The organism is Campylobacter sp. P0103, from assembly GCF_002139545.1.
Lineage (GTDB): Bacteria > Campylobacterota > Campylobacteria > Campylobacterales > Campylobacteraceae > Campylobacter > Campylobacter devanensis.
This window is the reverse complement of sequence record NZ_MJKG01000005.1, coordinates 94,458-109,356: the sequence shown is the minus strand read 5'-3', so window position 1 is coordinate 109,356 and position 14,899 is coordinate 94,458. Positions and strand designations below refer to the sequence as shown.

At 31.7% G+C, this 14,899-nt stretch carries 13 protein-coding genes and 1 pseudogene; 11 read left to right on the top strand and 3 right to left on the bottom strand.

What is annotated here, in order from left to right; translation table 11 throughout:
• Position 1: 1 nt before the first annotated feature.
• The 8 genes from pyrE to CIGNP103_RS06520 all read left to right on the top strand — a co-directional run bounded on the left by pyrE (position 2) and on the right by CIGNP103_RS06520 (position 7,702).
• A complete protein-coding gene (pyrE, locus tag CIGNP103_RS06555) occupies positions 2-613 on the top strand; it encodes an orotate phosphoribosyltransferase (protein WP_086241910.1) in 612 nt (203 codons plus the stop codon).
• A complete protein-coding gene (locus CIGNP103_RS06550) occupies positions 610-1,014 on the top strand; it encodes an RDD family protein (RefSeq protein ID WP_086241909.1) in 405 nt (134 codons plus the stop codon). Before pyrE ends, CIGNP103_RS06550 begins: the two co-directional genes overlap by 4 nt.
• 72 nt (positions 1,015-1,086) lie before the next feature.
• Positions 1,087-1,611, top strand: coding sequence for a thiol peroxidase (gene tpx / locus CIGNP103_RS06545; protein ID WP_086241908.1), 525 nt, complete (start codon positions 1,087-1,089; stop codon positions 1,609-1,611).
• Between the two features lie 167 nt (positions 1,612-1,778).
• Positions 1,779-2,960 (top strand): replication-associated recombination protein A, encoded by a 1,182-nt coding sequence (locus tag CIGNP103_RS06540; RefSeq protein WP_086268803.1) that lies wholly within the window; start codon positions 1,779-1,781, stop codon positions 2,958-2,960.
• Between the two features lie 122 nt (positions 2,961-3,082).
• A complete protein-coding gene (locus tag CIGNP103_RS06535) occupies positions 3,083-4,183 on the top strand; it encodes an alpha/beta hydrolase (RefSeq protein ID WP_141082233.1) in 1,101 nt (366 codons plus the stop codon).
• Between the two features lie 10 nt (positions 4,184-4,193).
• Positions 4,194-5,549 (top strand): cytochrome P450, encoded by a 1,356-nt coding sequence (locus tag CIGNP103_RS06530; protein ID WP_086268801.1) that lies wholly within the window; start codon positions 4,194-4,196, stop codon positions 5,547-5,549.
• A 5-nt stretch (positions 5,550-5,554) separates the two neighbouring features.
• Positions 5,555-5,917: a hypothetical protein gene (locus tag CIGNP103_RS06525; RefSeq protein WP_086232982.1), complete on the top strand. Its 363-nt coding sequence runs from the start codon at positions 5,555-5,557 to the stop codon at positions 5,915-5,917.
• 111 nt (positions 5,918-6,028) lie between these two features.
• On the top strand, positions 6,029-7,702 hold the full coding sequence (locus CIGNP103_RS06520) for a polysaccharide biosynthesis/export family protein (RefSeq protein WP_086268800.1): 1,674 nt from the start codon (positions 6,029-6,031) through the stop codon (positions 7,700-7,702).
• A 65-nt stretch (positions 7,703-7,767) separates the two neighbouring features.
• On the opposite strand, the gene CIGNP103_RS08230 is transcribed toward CIGNP103_RS06520, so the two are convergent.
• The 3 genes and pseudogenes from CIGNP103_RS08230 to CIGNP103_RS06505 form a co-directional block, all read right to left on the bottom strand.
• Complete coding sequence (locus CIGNP103_RS08230) at positions 7,768-8,109, bottom strand: hypothetical protein (protein ID WP_180381239.1); 342 nt, start codon at positions 8,107-8,109, stop codon at positions 7,768-7,770.
• Positions 8,086-8,489: pseudogene (locus tag CIGNP103_RS08225) on the bottom strand (class II aldolase/adducin family protein); the annotation flags it as partial. The gene CIGNP103_RS08230 and the pseudogene CIGNP103_RS08225, both read right to left, overlap by 24 nt.
• Before the next feature lie 373 nt (positions 8,490-8,862).
• On the bottom strand, positions 8,863-9,168 hold the full coding sequence (locus CIGNP103_RS06505; protein WP_086229962.1) for a hypothetical protein: 306 nt from the start codon (positions 9,166-9,168) through the stop codon (positions 8,863-8,865).
• Positions 9,169-9,365: 197 nt separating this feature from the next.
• On the opposite strand from CIGNP103_RS06505, the gene CIGNP103_RS06500 reads away from it, so the two are divergent.
• From CIGNP103_RS06500 to CIGNP103_RS06490, 3 genes are read left to right on the top strand one after another with little or no spacing between them, the layout of a single operon-like run.
• A complete protein-coding gene (locus tag CIGNP103_RS06500) occupies positions 9,366-10,583 on the top strand; it encodes a glycosyltransferase family A protein (RefSeq protein WP_086268798.1) in 1,218 nt (405 codons plus the stop codon).
• A gap of 15 nt (positions 10,584-10,598) precedes the next feature.
• Positions 10,599-13,760 carry a CDP-glycerol glycerophosphotransferase family protein gene (locus CIGNP103_RS06495; RefSeq protein ID WP_086268797.1) on the top strand — a complete coding sequence of 1,054 codons (3,162 nt, stop codon included), beginning with the start codon at positions 10,599-10,601 and terminating at the stop codon, positions 13,758-13,760.
• Positions 13,761-13,793: 33 nt separating this feature from the next.
• Positions 13,794-14,831 (top strand): polysaccharide pyruvyl transferase family protein, encoded by a 1,038-nt coding sequence (locus tag CIGNP103_RS06490; RefSeq protein ID WP_086241898.1) that lies wholly within the window; start codon positions 13,794-13,796, stop codon positions 14,829-14,831.
• The last annotated feature ends 68 nt before the right edge of the window (positions 14,832-14,899 follow it).

Here is a 14,899-nt window from a genome sequence, read left to right as displayed (position 1 = left end):
TATGAATTTAGAACAAATTTACAAAGATGCTGGAGCATATTTAGAGGGACATTTTTTACTAAGTAGTGGTAACCACTCACAATTTTATCTACAAAGTGCAAAGGTTTTAGAAGATCCGATTTTAACAGGCGTTTTGTGCGATAAGTTATTTGCTAAAATTGCTGAGGCTGGGGTTGAATTTGATAGTGTTTGTTCGCCTGCGCTTGGTGGAATTTTAGCTGGATATGAGCTAGCTAGAGCTGGTAAAAAAAGATTTATTTTTACTGAAAGAGTTGATAGCGTGATGAGCCTTAGACGTGGATTTAGCGTAAAAGAGGGCGAGAGATTTATAATATGCGAAGATATAATAACTACTGGAGGCTCAGCCTTAGAAAGTGCTAAGATTATTGAGAGTTTAGGTGGCGTTGTAGTGGGATTTGCGGCGCTTGCAAATCGTGGATTTTGCTCTGTTAGTGGATTAAATAATGAGAGAAAAGATAGCTGTAAATTGCCAATTGATAAACCGCTTTTTGCTCTTGGTAATTTTGAATTTGAAATTTACTCACCAGAGTCTTGTCCATTGTGTAAAAATGGCTCAAAAGCATTCAAGCCTGGGAGCCGTGGCAACGCATGAGTAAGGCTATAGCCGCAAATATTTTTAGCAGGATAAAGGCATTTATTATGGATATGTTCTTTATCGCTGCCCCTCTTTTGTATATAATGACTTATGTAGTTTTAAGCGGCAAAGATGAATTTCAAAGCAATCAACTAGCTATATTTTTGGTTTGGTTAGTTTTTGGTGTTATTCAGTCTATGTTTTTTGCTTTTAAAGCACAAAGTCCAGGATATAGAGCTCAAGGCATATATTTAGTAGGGTTAAATGGCAAAAAGGCTAATTTGCTTATTTATATTCTTAGATACTTTTTCTTTATAACTACCTTTATTATAGGGGGATCATTTTTTTGCTTTTTTAGAAAGGATAAGCGAAATTTACATGATCTTTTAGCTGGGACAATCGTTGTACAAAAAGGCTAAATTTAGATATTAAGAGTTTATTTATCTTAATTTTGATATTATTGCATTTACAAATTTAATTAAGGATTTAATATGTCAGTAACTTTCAAAGGTACAGCAGTAGAATTAGAAGGAAATGTTGTAAATGTAGGCCAAAAAGCGCCAGAAGTTGAACTAGTAGCTAAAGATCTATCTAGCCTAAAAGTAGGCGGCGCAAGTGGAAAATTCCAAGTCTTAATAGTAGTCCCAAGCCTAGATACAGGAGTTTGTGCGACTGAAGCTAGAACATTTAACCAAAAAGTAGCTAGCAAAAGCAATGTTGAAGCTACGGTTATATCGCTAGATCTTCCATTTGCTATGGGGAGATTTTGCTCAACTGAAGGAATCGAAAATTTAAGAGTGGCTAGTGATTTTAGAGGTGCTAAATTCGGTAAAGAGTATGGTGTTTTGCTAGCTAGTAGCCCGCTTGCTGGATTACTAACTCGTGCTATTTTCGTTATCGATCCAAATGGTGTTGTAGTTTATAAAGAGCTAGTTAGCGAAATCACAACTGAGCCAAACTACGACGCAGCATTGAAAGCTATCGGCGGTGGTTGCGGTTGCGGCTGCTCTCACTAACTAAATTTTAAGCGTTATTATACACGCTTTTTGCGAAATTTGGAGCTATAATCGCTTTTGAATTTCGCTAATTTATACTAATTTCAATCCATTTTCTACTATTTAGCTATTTAAAGATTTTTATTATTGTATAATTTCACTCAACCATCATAGATAGAAGGAAAAATATGAATTTAAGCCTTAAATTTAGACCGACAAAAATCAGCCAAATGGTAGGTCAAGATGATATTAGAGAAATTTTTACGAAATTTATAGAGAATAAAAATATCCCGCATAGCTTGTTTTACGGCACAGCCGGAAGTGGTAAAACTACGATGGCCAAGATCATTGCTAAGGAGATGGATTATGAATTTTTCGAGCTTGATGGGGCTAATTTAAAAAGTGAAGAAGTCCGTAAAATCATATCCAAATTTGACGGCTCACTATATTTGCCACTTATATTTATCGATGAATTTCATCGCCTTAGCAAAACCCAACAAGAGACGCTTTTAATCCCAATGGAAGAGAAAAAATGTATTATAATTGGCGCCACCACCGAAAATCCCAAATTCTCTGTAAGTAGTGGAATCCGCTCTAGGATGATGATATTTGAGTTTAAACCTCTATCTTATATGGATTTGGAGCTTTTATTAGCTGATATTCAAAAGAGTGTATATTTTGAGATTGATGAGAGTGCTAAGGATTATCTCATCAGCTCTAGTGGCGGCGATGCTAGAAGTATGCTAAATTTGCTAGAATACGCTCTAAGTGTGGATAAAAATATAAATTTAAAGATTTTAAAAACCCTAAGATGCTCTAGCTTTAGTGAAGGTAGCAGTAGCAAAGATACTCACTATAATCTAATAAGTGTGATGATAAAGAGCCTAAGGGGCAGCGATATCGATGCGGCGATATACTATCTTGCAAGGCTCATAGCAGCTGAGGAGGAGCCTGAATTTTTGGCTAGAAGGATGGTGATTTTTGCTAGTGAGGATATAGGCAATGCCAATCCAAATGCCCTAAATGTAGCCACAAATACCATGCTAGCAGTATCAAAAATAGGCTATCCAGAAGCTAGAATTATCCTAAGTCAATGCGCCGTATATCTAGCTAGCTCGCCTAAATCCAACTCTAGCTACAAGGCTATAAATTTCGCACTTGATTATATAGCTAAAAACCCAGCCTTACCAGTGCCACCATATCTTATCAATACGGATGAGGCCAAAAAAGATTATCTATATCCGCATGATTTTGGCGGATGGGTGGAGCAAAAATATATGCAAAAAGATATTAAATTCTATCATAGCAACTCTATTGGATTTGAAAAAACTTTAGATGATTGGATAGAAAAAATCAAATTTAAAAACTAGTTTATAGTGAGGCTAATAGGGTATTTTTAATCTTAATTTAAGTATTGATTATGATTAAATTTGCTAGAATAGCCACTTTATAAATTTCATAATTAATAAAATAAAAATAGGGGGGGGGTGTAGTGCGAGAAGTGTTTTATATAGCTGGATTTGATCCTAGAAGCCCAAAATACTACTACTCCATCTTTAAAAACAATATCCATAAAACAAGCGCAATAGAACAAAATGAGCTAAATATAAGCAAATTCCAAATAGATGATTCACCATATTTTAATGTCGATTATAAGGGCGTTAAAACCAAATATAATTTTCTCATTTGGAATGATATAGTAAAAGAGCATTTCTGTAAAAGATTTTTTGAAGTTTTTGGGGCTTTATTTGTGGCGCTCTTTAATTACCCTATATCCGGCGCTGTCTATATGGTAGCTAGATACTCACGCACTCAATTGATTGCTGGATATTATCCTATAGTTTTTATATTGTTGTCATATTTTTTGACGGGATTTTTTTGCTACGGGCTTAGCTATTTTATCCAAAATTATATTTTGTGGATCATTTGTTCTATTTTACTCTTTTATCTAGCTACTAAAGGGATATTCTATCTAGGGATGAATGCGGGGATGTTTTGGCTACTTAGCATTTATAGATTTTGTTATAAATATGCTAGAAGCGAGATTAAAGGCATTAATGAGAGAAATGAGAGCTTTGCTAATGAGATTATAAAAAGCTTAAAAAATAACCAAAATACCAATGACGAAGTGATGATAGTAGCGCATAGCGTTGGGGCGATTATAGCTATTAGTAGCGTGGCAAGAGTGATAGAAAAAAGCAAGATTGAAGGGCTAAATATATCAAATTTAAAGCTTGTTTTAATAGGCGGATGTATCCCGCTTGTATCATTTCATAAATACGCAGATAAATTCAAAAAAGAGCTTGAGATAGTAGCAAATTCTGGCATCACCTGGCTGGATTTTAGCTCTAAGATTGATGGAGCATGCTTTTTTAAGGTAGATTATATCAAGCTTTTAAGGCAAAATGCTAAATCGCCAAAGCTAATATCAGTTGGATTTTTTAAAATTTATGATAAAAAAACATACAAAAATATAAGATATAAGTGGTATCAAGTTCATTTTTTGTATCTTAAAGCAACTCAAATTCGTGGCGGGTATGATTATTTTTATCTAACCATAGACCCCGATAAACTTGAAGATAAGAAATTTTAAGGAGTCAATTATGGGAGTTTGTCCATTTCACCCAAAACCGCATAGTAGCAAAGCCGGGCTAATAACGACATTTTTGCTCAAGCGCAGATCGTGGCTAGATGGTTTATATGAAAAAAGCTATAAGATGAGAGCTGGCAGAGTTAAGATGCCTGGATTTGATCTTTTTGTGGTAAATGATCCTAAAGAAGTTCGTAAAATTATGGTAGATAATGTCAAGGAATTCCCAAAAAGCGATATGCTCCATGAGCTTTTAAAGCCCCTTTTGGGCGTTAGTATTTTTACTACTAATGGCGAGGTGTGGAAAAAGCAAAGAGAGCTTTTGCGACCTAGCTTTGAGATGACTAGGATTAGTAAAGTTTTTGATCTGATGAGTAGTGCGGCTGCTGATATGATGGATAGATTTAGAAAATATTCTGATGGAACTATTGTTGAGGTTGATGAGCATATGACATTTGTAACTGCAGATGTAATATTTCGTACTATTATGAGTTCTAAGCTAGATGAGATAAAAGGCAAAGAGATATTGCATGCATTTGTAACATTTCAAGAAGAGACTGCTAGAACAGCTATTAGAAAGTTTTTTTGTGTGCCACAATGGCTTTCAAATATTCTTGGAGAAAATAAAAGAATGAAAGCTGGAGCTGTAATTAGAAAGAGTCTTTCAGATATCATTAAACCTAGATATGAAAATTATGAGAGCGATACATATTGTGATATTCTCTCATCGCTTTTACATACAGTAGATGCTAGTAGCGGGGAGCGTTTTAGTTTTGAAGAGATTTTAGATCAAGTATCAATGCTATTTTTAGCAGGCCATGAGACAACAGCAAGCTCTCTAACATGGACTCTATACTGTTTAAGCCTTGATCAAGACGCTCAGCAAAAAGCATATAATGAGATAATTAGCATTAATAAAGATGGCAAATTTAGCATTTCAGATATTAAAGAGATGAAGTATTTAACTAATGTCTTTAAAGAAGCTCTAAGACTATATCCGCCAGTTGGATTTTTTGCTCGTCAAAGCAAGGGCGAGGCTAAAATACGAGATAAGGTGCTGCAAAAAGGATCAGGAGTTGTCGTTGCACCATGGCTAATTCATAGGCATGATGATTTTTGGGATGCTCCACATGAGTTTAGACCAGATAGACATAATGAAAATATTCCAAAAGAAAAATATATGCCATTTGGGTTAGGTGAGCGAATTTGTATCGGACAAGGCTTTGCTATGCAAGAGGCGATCATAATTTTAGCTAATATTTTACGCGAATTTAAGTTGGAGCTAAAAGATGGGTTTATCCCTGATGTTGTCGGTAGGCTCACAGTTCGCTCAGCCAATGGAATGATGATTAAGATGAGCAAAAGGTAGCAAGTTTGAGATTTAAAGAGAAGTTAGCTGGGACGGTGCTTTTATGCGTACTTGTCCCACTAGCTGTAGTGGGTTATATCTATATTGCTATTGTAGGGACTTTTGGTAATCCAGCTCGTGCTAGACAGGCAGTTAGAGCGCTTGATCACTTTGTCAATGCAGCTGTATTTAATGGATATGCATGGGAGTCAGTCTCTAGTCACGCATGGAGAATGCGTCATAAAAGATGGGCTAAAATTGTTATTTTCATCACCGATAAATTTCAAAAAAACCACTGCCAAAGAGCCAATAAAAGAGAGCAACCAATTATCGATCTAATGCTCTCAAGAAGGCTAAATGAGCAGACAATAGGTATAAAGAAAAAATAATAAAAATTTAATTTAGATATGTAAATATGTAAAAAGATAATTTTAAGCTCTTTATTACTTGATTTTAAGTAGAATTTAGCACTTAGTATTTGAAATTTGAAAGATTAAAAAATGAAAAAAATATTATCAATTTTGACTATTTTTGCTACTGCAGCAATAGCAATTGTACCTGTTAGTTCTATAAATTCAGTCAATTCAGCTACGGTAAATTCTCAAGCTCAAATTGCAAACTCGCAATCTCAAGCTGCGCTAATCCCACAAGATGCCAATCTCACTATAAGTGCCACAGAGCCAATTCAAATGGTTTTTGGTGAAAATTTATTTAATGGCAACTTTACAATGGTAAGCCAGCATATTTATAATCCTGATTATATTTTGGCTATTGGCGATATTGTAAATGTTAAGTTGTGGGGCGCATATGAGTTTGAACAGCAGCTTACTATCGATTCACAAGGTAATATATTTTTACCAAAAGTTGGGGTTATTAAGCTTCTTGGTGTGAAAAATTCAAATTTAGTAGCAGTTATCTCAAAAAGTGTAAAAAGAGTATTTAAAGAGAATGTGCATGTATATGCTGATATGGGAATTTATCAAAATGTATCTATATTTGTTACTGGTAATGTAAATAAGCCAGGCCTTTATCAAGGGCTTAGTTCAGATTCTCTTATACAGTTTATAGATAAAGCTGGCGGTATAAATCCACAATATGGAAGCTTTCGCAATATTACTGTAGTGCGAAATAACCAGCCATATAAGAGTATAGATCTGTATGATTTTATGGTCGATGGCAAGATTGAGATGTTTGCTTTAAAAAATGGCGATGTGATCTTGGTTGGTAGTGTGGGAGCATATATGAGTGCTAGTGGAGAAGTGCTACGCTCATATAGATTTGAGGCTAAAAATAACTCAATGAGCCTAAAAGAGCTAGCAAGACTAGCAGGAATTAAGCCAGTAGTAACCCAAGCTATAGTAAAAAGCTATAATAATAGCCAAATTCAAATTACTAGTTATCCTTTAACAAAATTTGATTCTGTGAAGTTAAGGGCTGGAGATGCTGTGGAGTTTATGACTGACCATGCTGCAACTGAAGTGCGTATAAATATAGATGGCGAACATAGCGGAGCTCGTGCGATTGTTGTACCTAAAGGGACTACGCTTGGCGAGCTTATGGAAAAGATTGGATTTAATGCGCAGTCTAATGTAGATGCTATTCAGCTTTTTAGAAAAAGTGTAGCAAAAATGCAAAAAAATCTTATAGATTCACATCTAAGGGAGCTAGAGTCTATCGCTCTTACGACATCATCAGCTACTACGCAAGAAGCTCAAATCAGATCTGCTGAAGCTAAATCTATTTTGGAGTTTATAGAGCGTGCTAGGCAGGTTGAACCAAAAGGTCAAGTAGTAATTAGCAATAAAGATGATATAAATCAGATTGTTTTGCAAGAAGATGATACGATATATATCCCAACTAAGGATAATATAGTAATTGTCCAAGGCGAAGTTTCTATGCCAGGGGCGTTTACTCATGTGGCTGATTCTGATATAGAAGATTATATCGAGATGGCAGGAGATCTAAGCGCTAGGGCCGATAGTAGTAGAGTTATACTTGTTGCAGCTAATGGCAAAGCTGGTAAATTTAGAGCTTCAAGTGGCGAGAATGTCTATCCTGGAGATTCAATTTTGGTATTACCAAAGGTAGAAGGCAAAACTCTTCAAGCTACAAGTATCTTAACTCAAATTCTATATCAACTAGCAATCGCTGCTAAGGTTGTGGTAGATTTATAATAGCAATTAGATAAACAGATTTTGTTTATCTAATGCTTAAAGTTATATTCTAACTAATCTATCGACTATTGCTCTCTTAACTTTATAAGCGTATCATTTAAAATTGTAGAACTGGTGCCTTTGGTATATGGAAAATAGACAATCCGAACGTCAACTTCATTAAATTTAGCCTCCATCTCTTTCCAACTTGGAGCATTAAACCAATCATCACCAACAAAAAGAACATCAAAATGTAGCTTCTCCCACATTTTAAACTTATCTAGTTCCTCTTGTGGTATTGCAGCATCTACATATTTTATATTTCTTACTATCTCTATTCTTTCTTCAAATGGTATTACTGAATCGCTTGCACTTTTACCCCAAGCAAATACTCCATGACTTCTTACTAAAACACCTGGAATTGCCATATAATCTATATTAGTAAAGGTTTCTATTATCGCTTTTCCAGTATTTTTCTCATAATTTTCTATTGCTTCTACTTCATTTAAATGACGAGCAATAGGAATGGAGTCATAAAAATAATCAGCATGTGTAGTACTAAAGCTTTTATCTCGCAACCAGCTTGAGCAAATGAGGTGGCATGGCTAGAATGAGTATGTGTAATACCTTTAATATTCGGAAATGCTTTATATAGCTCTAGATGAGTTGGAGTATCAGAAGATGGATTATGTTTTCCTTCAATTTTATTTCCATCTAAATCCAAAATAACCATATCATCAACTTTCATTTTATCATATTCTACGCCAGATGGCTTAATAACAATGCAATCTCCATCTCTGGCTGACACATTGCCCTAAGTAAATATCACAAGATTATATTTAACAAGATCTAGATTCACTCTAAAAACTTGCTCTTTTAGCTCTTTAAAAATCTAATTCCTTTTTTATTTTAAAAGTATTTTCTAAGCCAATATTTATGTCATATAGTGGACTCCATCCTATATTAATTAGCTTTTGAGCTGATAAAACGGAATCTGCTTGTTTAGAATATCCTTTTAGTTCTATCTCATTTGGTAATTCAAATTTAAGATTTACATTGGCTATATTTGTTAAGATTTGAGCATATTGAGCTATTGTTGTTATTTAATTTGGATTGGCTATATTGTAAACTTTAGATTTTACACCATTTAATAATATAAAAAGCAAAGCACTAACTGTGCATCAGCTACATAAGCGATAATATTTAGAAAATATCATAGGATTATCATAAAAATATTTTAGATATTGTTTTAACCTAGATGGGACTAGGCTATTGATTTTACCGCCGTAATTAATAGTGCTATCTTTTCTTATTGTGTAGTTATAGAGCTTTTTAGGCAAGATGCTAATTTTATTAGCCTTAGCAAACAATACAATCCCAAAATAATTATCCTCGCCGTGAATATCTAAAAATCTTAAATTTATATTTTTTAGATAATTAACATCTATCATCACCCAGCAACCACTAGCAAAGCTATGTAAATTCATATTTTGGTTTAATTCTAACCACTCTTTATTTGAGATGATGGTTTTGTCTTGAAGATTATAGTTTTCAATACTAGTTGGAAATATTTATATTAATTATTATGGAATATTATTTTTTATAATAATTTTTTTATATGTATTTAAAATAAATTTCGATATAATTTCAACTTAGTTAATCATTTTTAGGTTTGGTAAGAAATATGAGTGATAAAAGCGTCGGCGTGATAGTGCCTATTTATAATACTAGTCAATACCTAGATAAATGTCTAAATTCTATATCTTCACAAACTTATAAAAATATCAAAATATTTCTTATAGATGATGGTAGCACAGATAAAAATGTAGATAAGATCATCCAATCTTACATCGCAACTGACGCAAGATTTACAACTACTAAAATACCAAATTCCGGTCAAGGTGTAGCTAGAAATTTAGGTATAGAGCATTTTTTAAACATAGATAAAACAGATTATATACTCTTTGTCGATTCTGATGACTATATAGATGAAAATTGCATAGAAGAATTGGTATCAAATGTTGGTGATTCTAACTTTATATGGTTTGATTTTAGATATAAATTTATCAATTCCAAACCACATAATCACTCAACTAGTATTGAAAACTATAATCTACAAAACAAAACCATCATCTCAAATAAAGAGTGGTTAGAATTAAGCCAAAATATGAATTTACATAGCTTTGCTAGTGGTTGCTGGGTGATGATAGATGTTAATTATCTAAAAAATATAAATTTAAGATTTTTAGATATTCACGGCGAGGATAACTATTTTGGGATTATATTGTTCGCTAAGGCTAATAAAATTAGCATCCTGCCTAAAAAGCTCTATAACTACACAATAAGAAAAGATAGCACTATTAATTACGGCGGTAAAATCAATAGCCTAGTCCCATCTAGGTTAAAACAATATCTAAAATATTTTTATGATAATCCTATGATATTTTCTAAATATTATCGCTGTGGTGGTGCTGCTGTTATGCTCTCATCTGCCATTAAGGATTTTAAAAACAATAAAAATACATATAAATTTTTAGAAAAAACCTTTTTAAATCGCTATTGTATGTTAGCTATAAATTTACAAAACTTCCCAAATGATCCGTTAGGATATAAAAGATATCTACCACTTGCACAAAAATATGCCAAAGAGCATAATATCGGAGCCTTCGCTCTTGTGCAATCAAGTGTTTATTACTGGATTGGCTTAATACTAATTAGCTCGAAAATTTCATTTTCACATTTTTTAAAAACCCCATTTTATATCTATCAAATTTTAAAAGACAAAACCTACACTAAAAAATATGAATTTGATATAGATAACTACTGGGATAAAGATTATGCATTAAGAGTGCTAAAACATAAATCTTATAAATTAGGAATTTTGATAAGTAAAATTTATTGATATATTGGAGCATAAATGTCACTACAAAAAAAGATTAATAAGCTAAAAAGAGAGCCAAAGCTATTTTTTAAAGATATGTTTTTAAAAAGATATATTCCATTAAAAAACAAAGTCAAATCCGCAACCCCAAAGAAAAAATATGGATATTGTAAATACGCTATTGTTTCTGCTGTTTATAATGTAGAGAAGTATTTGGATGATTACTTTAAATCGATTATAAATCAAAGATTGGATTTTAAAAATAACATACATATTATATGTATAGATGATGGCTCAATCGATAATAGCGCAAATATCATAAAAAGCTATCAAAAAAAATATCCAAAAAACATAACATATATTTATAAAGAAAATGGCGGCCAAGCAAGTGCTAGAAATTTAGGGCTAAAACTACTCCAAGAAGACCCTAATCTAAAAGATAAATTTACTTGGGTTACATTTACTGATCCAGATGATTTTTTAGATAGAGATTACTTTTATGAAGTAGATGAGTTTTTGGTGAAGAATAGGGATGATAGCATCTCTATGATAGCTTGTAATCTTATTTTTTATTTTGAAAAGCATGAGGCTTATAAAGATACACATCCTCTAAAATTTAAATTTCAAGAAAATATAACTATATTGCCTAATTCAAATTTAAATAAAAACATTCAGCTTTCTGCTGCGACTGCTTTTATAAATTTAAATACCATAAAAAATACAAAACAAATTAAACCAATTTTTAATGAAGAGATTGTAAATTTTGAAGATGCATATTTTTTAAATTTACTATTGATACAAAATTTAAATCAAAAGAGTGCTTTTTTAAAAAATGCAAAATACTATTATAGAAAAAGGGGAGATGGAAGCTCTACGCTAGATAACATAGAAGCCGCTTATAAAAAACAGCTAATCAAAAATGGATATCTACTACTACTACTACTACAAAACGAGGAGTTGCTTCAATCTATCCCGATCTTTACCCAACAAACTATTTTATATGATTTGATTTGGTTTATTAAAGACAATATTAATAAAGATAATTTTAGTTTTTATTCTAATGAAGAAAAAGAAGAATTAATTGCTATTTTAAAACAAATTTATAGCAAGATTGATTCTAAATTAATTTTAGAGTTTAATTTAGGCGGATGTTGGTTTTTTCATAAAGTTGGTATATTAAATTGCTTTAAAGGAGAGTATCCGCCTTCTCAGATTACTTATATCGAAAACTTTAATTGCGCTAAAAGGCAAATTTTATTATATTATTTTACTCCTGATGATAAGGATATCTATTCTATTAGAATCGATGGCAAAGAAATCTATGCAGATTATGAAAAAACAACTCAATATGATTTCCTAACGCATGTTTTTGTTTATCAAAAAAGACTTTGGATTCATATCCCAGAAGACTCCAAAAAGCTAGAAGTTTTCATCAATGATCATAGAGCTAGGATTACCTTTGGTGGTAAACAACATCAAAGCTTAGAGATTAAGCAGCTTGAAAGTAAATTCAAGTTCAATCCAGACTTCTCTTGGCTGCTTATAGATAAAGATATAGCCGCTGATGATAATGCTGAGCATTTTTACAGATATATGATGAAAAATCATCCAACTCAAAATATAGTTTTTGCATTAAGAAAAGACTCTAAAGATTGGAATAGATTAGAAAAAGAAGGATTTAATCTAGTAGATTTTGGCAGTTATGCATTTGAGACTACTCTTAAATCTTGCAGCAAGATAATATCTAGCCATATTGATGGTTATTTGACAGAATACTTTGGCAAGAATACTCTTGATAATAAACAATTTATATTTCTTCAGCATGGAATAACTAAAGACGATATTTCAAATTGGCTAAACGATAAACAGATTGATTGCTTTATAACATCTACTAAGAATGAATACAGCTCCATTGCAGATAATTTTAATCATTATAAATTTAGCAATAAAGAAGTAGTCTTAACAGGCTTTGCTAGACATGACTCTCTACTTGAGAAAAATAAAACAAACACTAAGCAAATTCTTATTATGCCAACATGGAGAAAAAATCTAGTAGAAACAGTTAGCCGTTCAGCTCAAAGAGATTATAAAGATGGATTTAAAGATAGCGAGTACTATATAAAATGGAATGATGTATTAAATAGCAACATGCTAAAAAATATATATGAAAAATATAATTATAAAATAATCTTTAATCCACATCCAATTATGATGCCGTATCTTAATGATTTCACTATTCCTGATTTTATAGATATAGCAGATACTGATGCAAGCTTGCAAGATCTATTTGCTAACTCTAGTATGATGATAACAGATTATTCATCAGTAGCCTTTGAAATGGGATATCTTAAAAAACCAGTAATCTACTATCAATTTGATGAAGATGAGTTTTTTAATAGTCATACATTGACCAAAGGATATTTTGATTATAAAAGAGATGGCTTTGGTCCTGTTGTCACTACTCAAGAAGAGTTTTTAATAGAGTTAAAAAATTTAGTAAAAAATAATTGTCAAGTAGGTGAGCCATATAAATCAAATATGGAAAATACATTTGCTTTTAGAGATGGTAAATGTTGTGAGAGAATTTATCAAGCAATTTTAGAGCTTGATAAACCATATGAATCAAAAATTACAATAGAACAAATAAGGCAAAAAGCTAAAGATGCCTTAGAGCACGAGTGCTTTTATGAAGCATCTTGTAGATATAGATATATTTTGGAAAATTCTGAAAATATAGATATATCTGATGTAGAACAATATCTGTATTGTGCATTAAAGTCAAACAATGGATATGAAGCTAGTACGTTTCTTTTGAATATCCAAGATAAAGCTCAGTTTAATACTCATATCAAAATAGAACTGATAAAAGGAATATTGTCTAAAAATAGTAATTCTAAAGAGGAGATAGAGTGGGTACTAGATACTTTAGAAAATATTCAAATAGATAGCAATGATAAATTAATGCTAACTTGGGCTAAACTTAGAATATATATCTATCTTGAAAAACGAGAAAAAATAAAAGAAGCTATTAATATTCTTAAAAATGAATTTAATATATCAAAAGATGAGATTGATTTAGAATTATATCTTTTAAGAAACAATATTTTAGCAGCCTCTGTGGGGGGGGGCGATAAGGTTCTTCATCTAATGAATTACTATTTAAGAGAGATGGTTGGCAATTATAAGGTGTTTGTTTAAGAAATAATTTATTTATAATGAAAGGAAAATTCAATGTTGCATGAATATAGTGATAATATAGAAAGAATTTTGCCAGTTTTAGAGCAGAATCATGAACATAATATGCAAAAAATGGGGGGGGGAGGTGTAACTAATTTTTTATTATTTAATTATACTATTTTAGGTAGGGTAAATTTAGGAGATTATATTCAAACTATAGCAGTATATAATGCACTTAATGAATTATATGAAAATTATAATGTAGATTTTTTTAATAGAGATACATTAAGTTATTTTTCAATTAATGATAGTAAGTTAAGTAATAATCCTATATGTATAATGCAAGGTTATTTTGCAAATAAAAATTTATGGCTGCCAAATAAGTCAATATTAAGCATCTTTGTAGGTACTCATTTTAATGGATTAGCGATTGATTATTTGCGTCATTTTTTATCTTATAGACCGGCATATTTTATCAATAAAAAAATAGGATGTAGAGATTTGTGGACTTTAGAACATTGTAAAAAATTGGGTTTAGATGCCTATTTATCTAGATGTCTTACATTAACTTTACCAAAGAGAAATACTCAATCTCATTCTAAAGTATTTTTAACAGAAATCCCGGATGCCTGGTTGCAATACATACCATCTGACATAATTAGCAACTCAGAAAGTATTAGACAAAGAACCGTATCATTAAATAGCTGGGATACTGCAGACTATTATAAAGCTGCTGAAAAATTGTTACAAAAATATAAAAACGAGGCAAGTATGGTCATAACAACTGCCTTATATTGTGCGGCACCTTGTGTAGCTATGGGGATTCCTGTTGTTTTAATTGCTGCTAAACCTAAAGAAAATATGTCCAGATTTACAGCTCTTAATAACATTATACCAATTTACACTGCTCAAGATCTCTATGAAGGCAAGATCGATTTTAATCCAAAAGAACCAAATATTGAGGATTTAAAAAAAATGATGTTAGAAAATTTAAAATTTAGCATTTTAGAATCGCTACAGATATTGACCAAATCAGATTCAAAATTATTATCTGAAATTAGAAGGGAAATATTTATATATGATAAATTATAGATTTAATAAAGTATATTTTAGGATATTAATACAAAGACTAAATATACTTTTATTTTTAGTGAATTCCG

Coding starts and splice junctions, on each gene's coding strand:
- CIGNP103_RS06490 (WP_086241898.1), top strand. CDS start 13,794: ATGTTGCATGAATATAGTGATAATATAGAAAGAATTTTGCCAGTTTTA.
- pyrE (WP_086241910.1), top strand. CDS start 2: ATGAATTTAGAACAAATTTACAAAGATGCTGGAGCATATTTAGAGGGA.
- CIGNP103_RS06495 (WP_086268797.1), top strand. CDS start 10,599: ATGTCACTACAAAAAAAGATTAATAAGCTAAAAAGAGAGCCAAAGCTA.
- CIGNP103_RS06505 (WP_086229962.1), bottom strand. CDS start 9,168: ATGAATTTACATAGCTTTGCTAGTGGTTGCTGGGTGATGATAGATGTT.
- CIGNP103_RS06520 (WP_086268800.1), top strand. CDS start 6,029: ATGAAAAAAATATTATCAATTTTGACTATTTTTGCTACTGCAGCAATA.
- CIGNP103_RS06540 (WP_086268803.1), top strand. CDS start 1,779: ATGAATTTAAGCCTTAAATTTAGACCGACAAAAATCAGCCAAATGGTA.
- tpx (WP_086241908.1), top strand. CDS start 1,087: ATGTCAGTAACTTTCAAAGGTACAGCAGTAGAATTAGAAGGAAATGTT.
- CIGNP103_RS06530 (WP_086268801.1), top strand. CDS start 4,194: ATGGGAGTTTGTCCATTTCACCCAAAACCGCATAGTAGCAAAGCCGGG.
- CIGNP103_RS06550 (WP_086241909.1), top strand. CDS start 610: ATGAGTAAGGCTATAGCCGCAAATATTTTTAGCAGGATAAAGGCATTT.
- CIGNP103_RS06500 (WP_086268798.1), top strand. CDS start 9,366: ATGAGTGATAAAAGCGTCGGCGTGATAGTGCCTATTTATAATACTAGT.
- CIGNP103_RS08230 (WP_180381239.1), bottom strand. CDS start 8,109: ATGGCAATTCCAGGTGTTTTAGTAAGAAGTCATGGAGTATTTGCTTGG.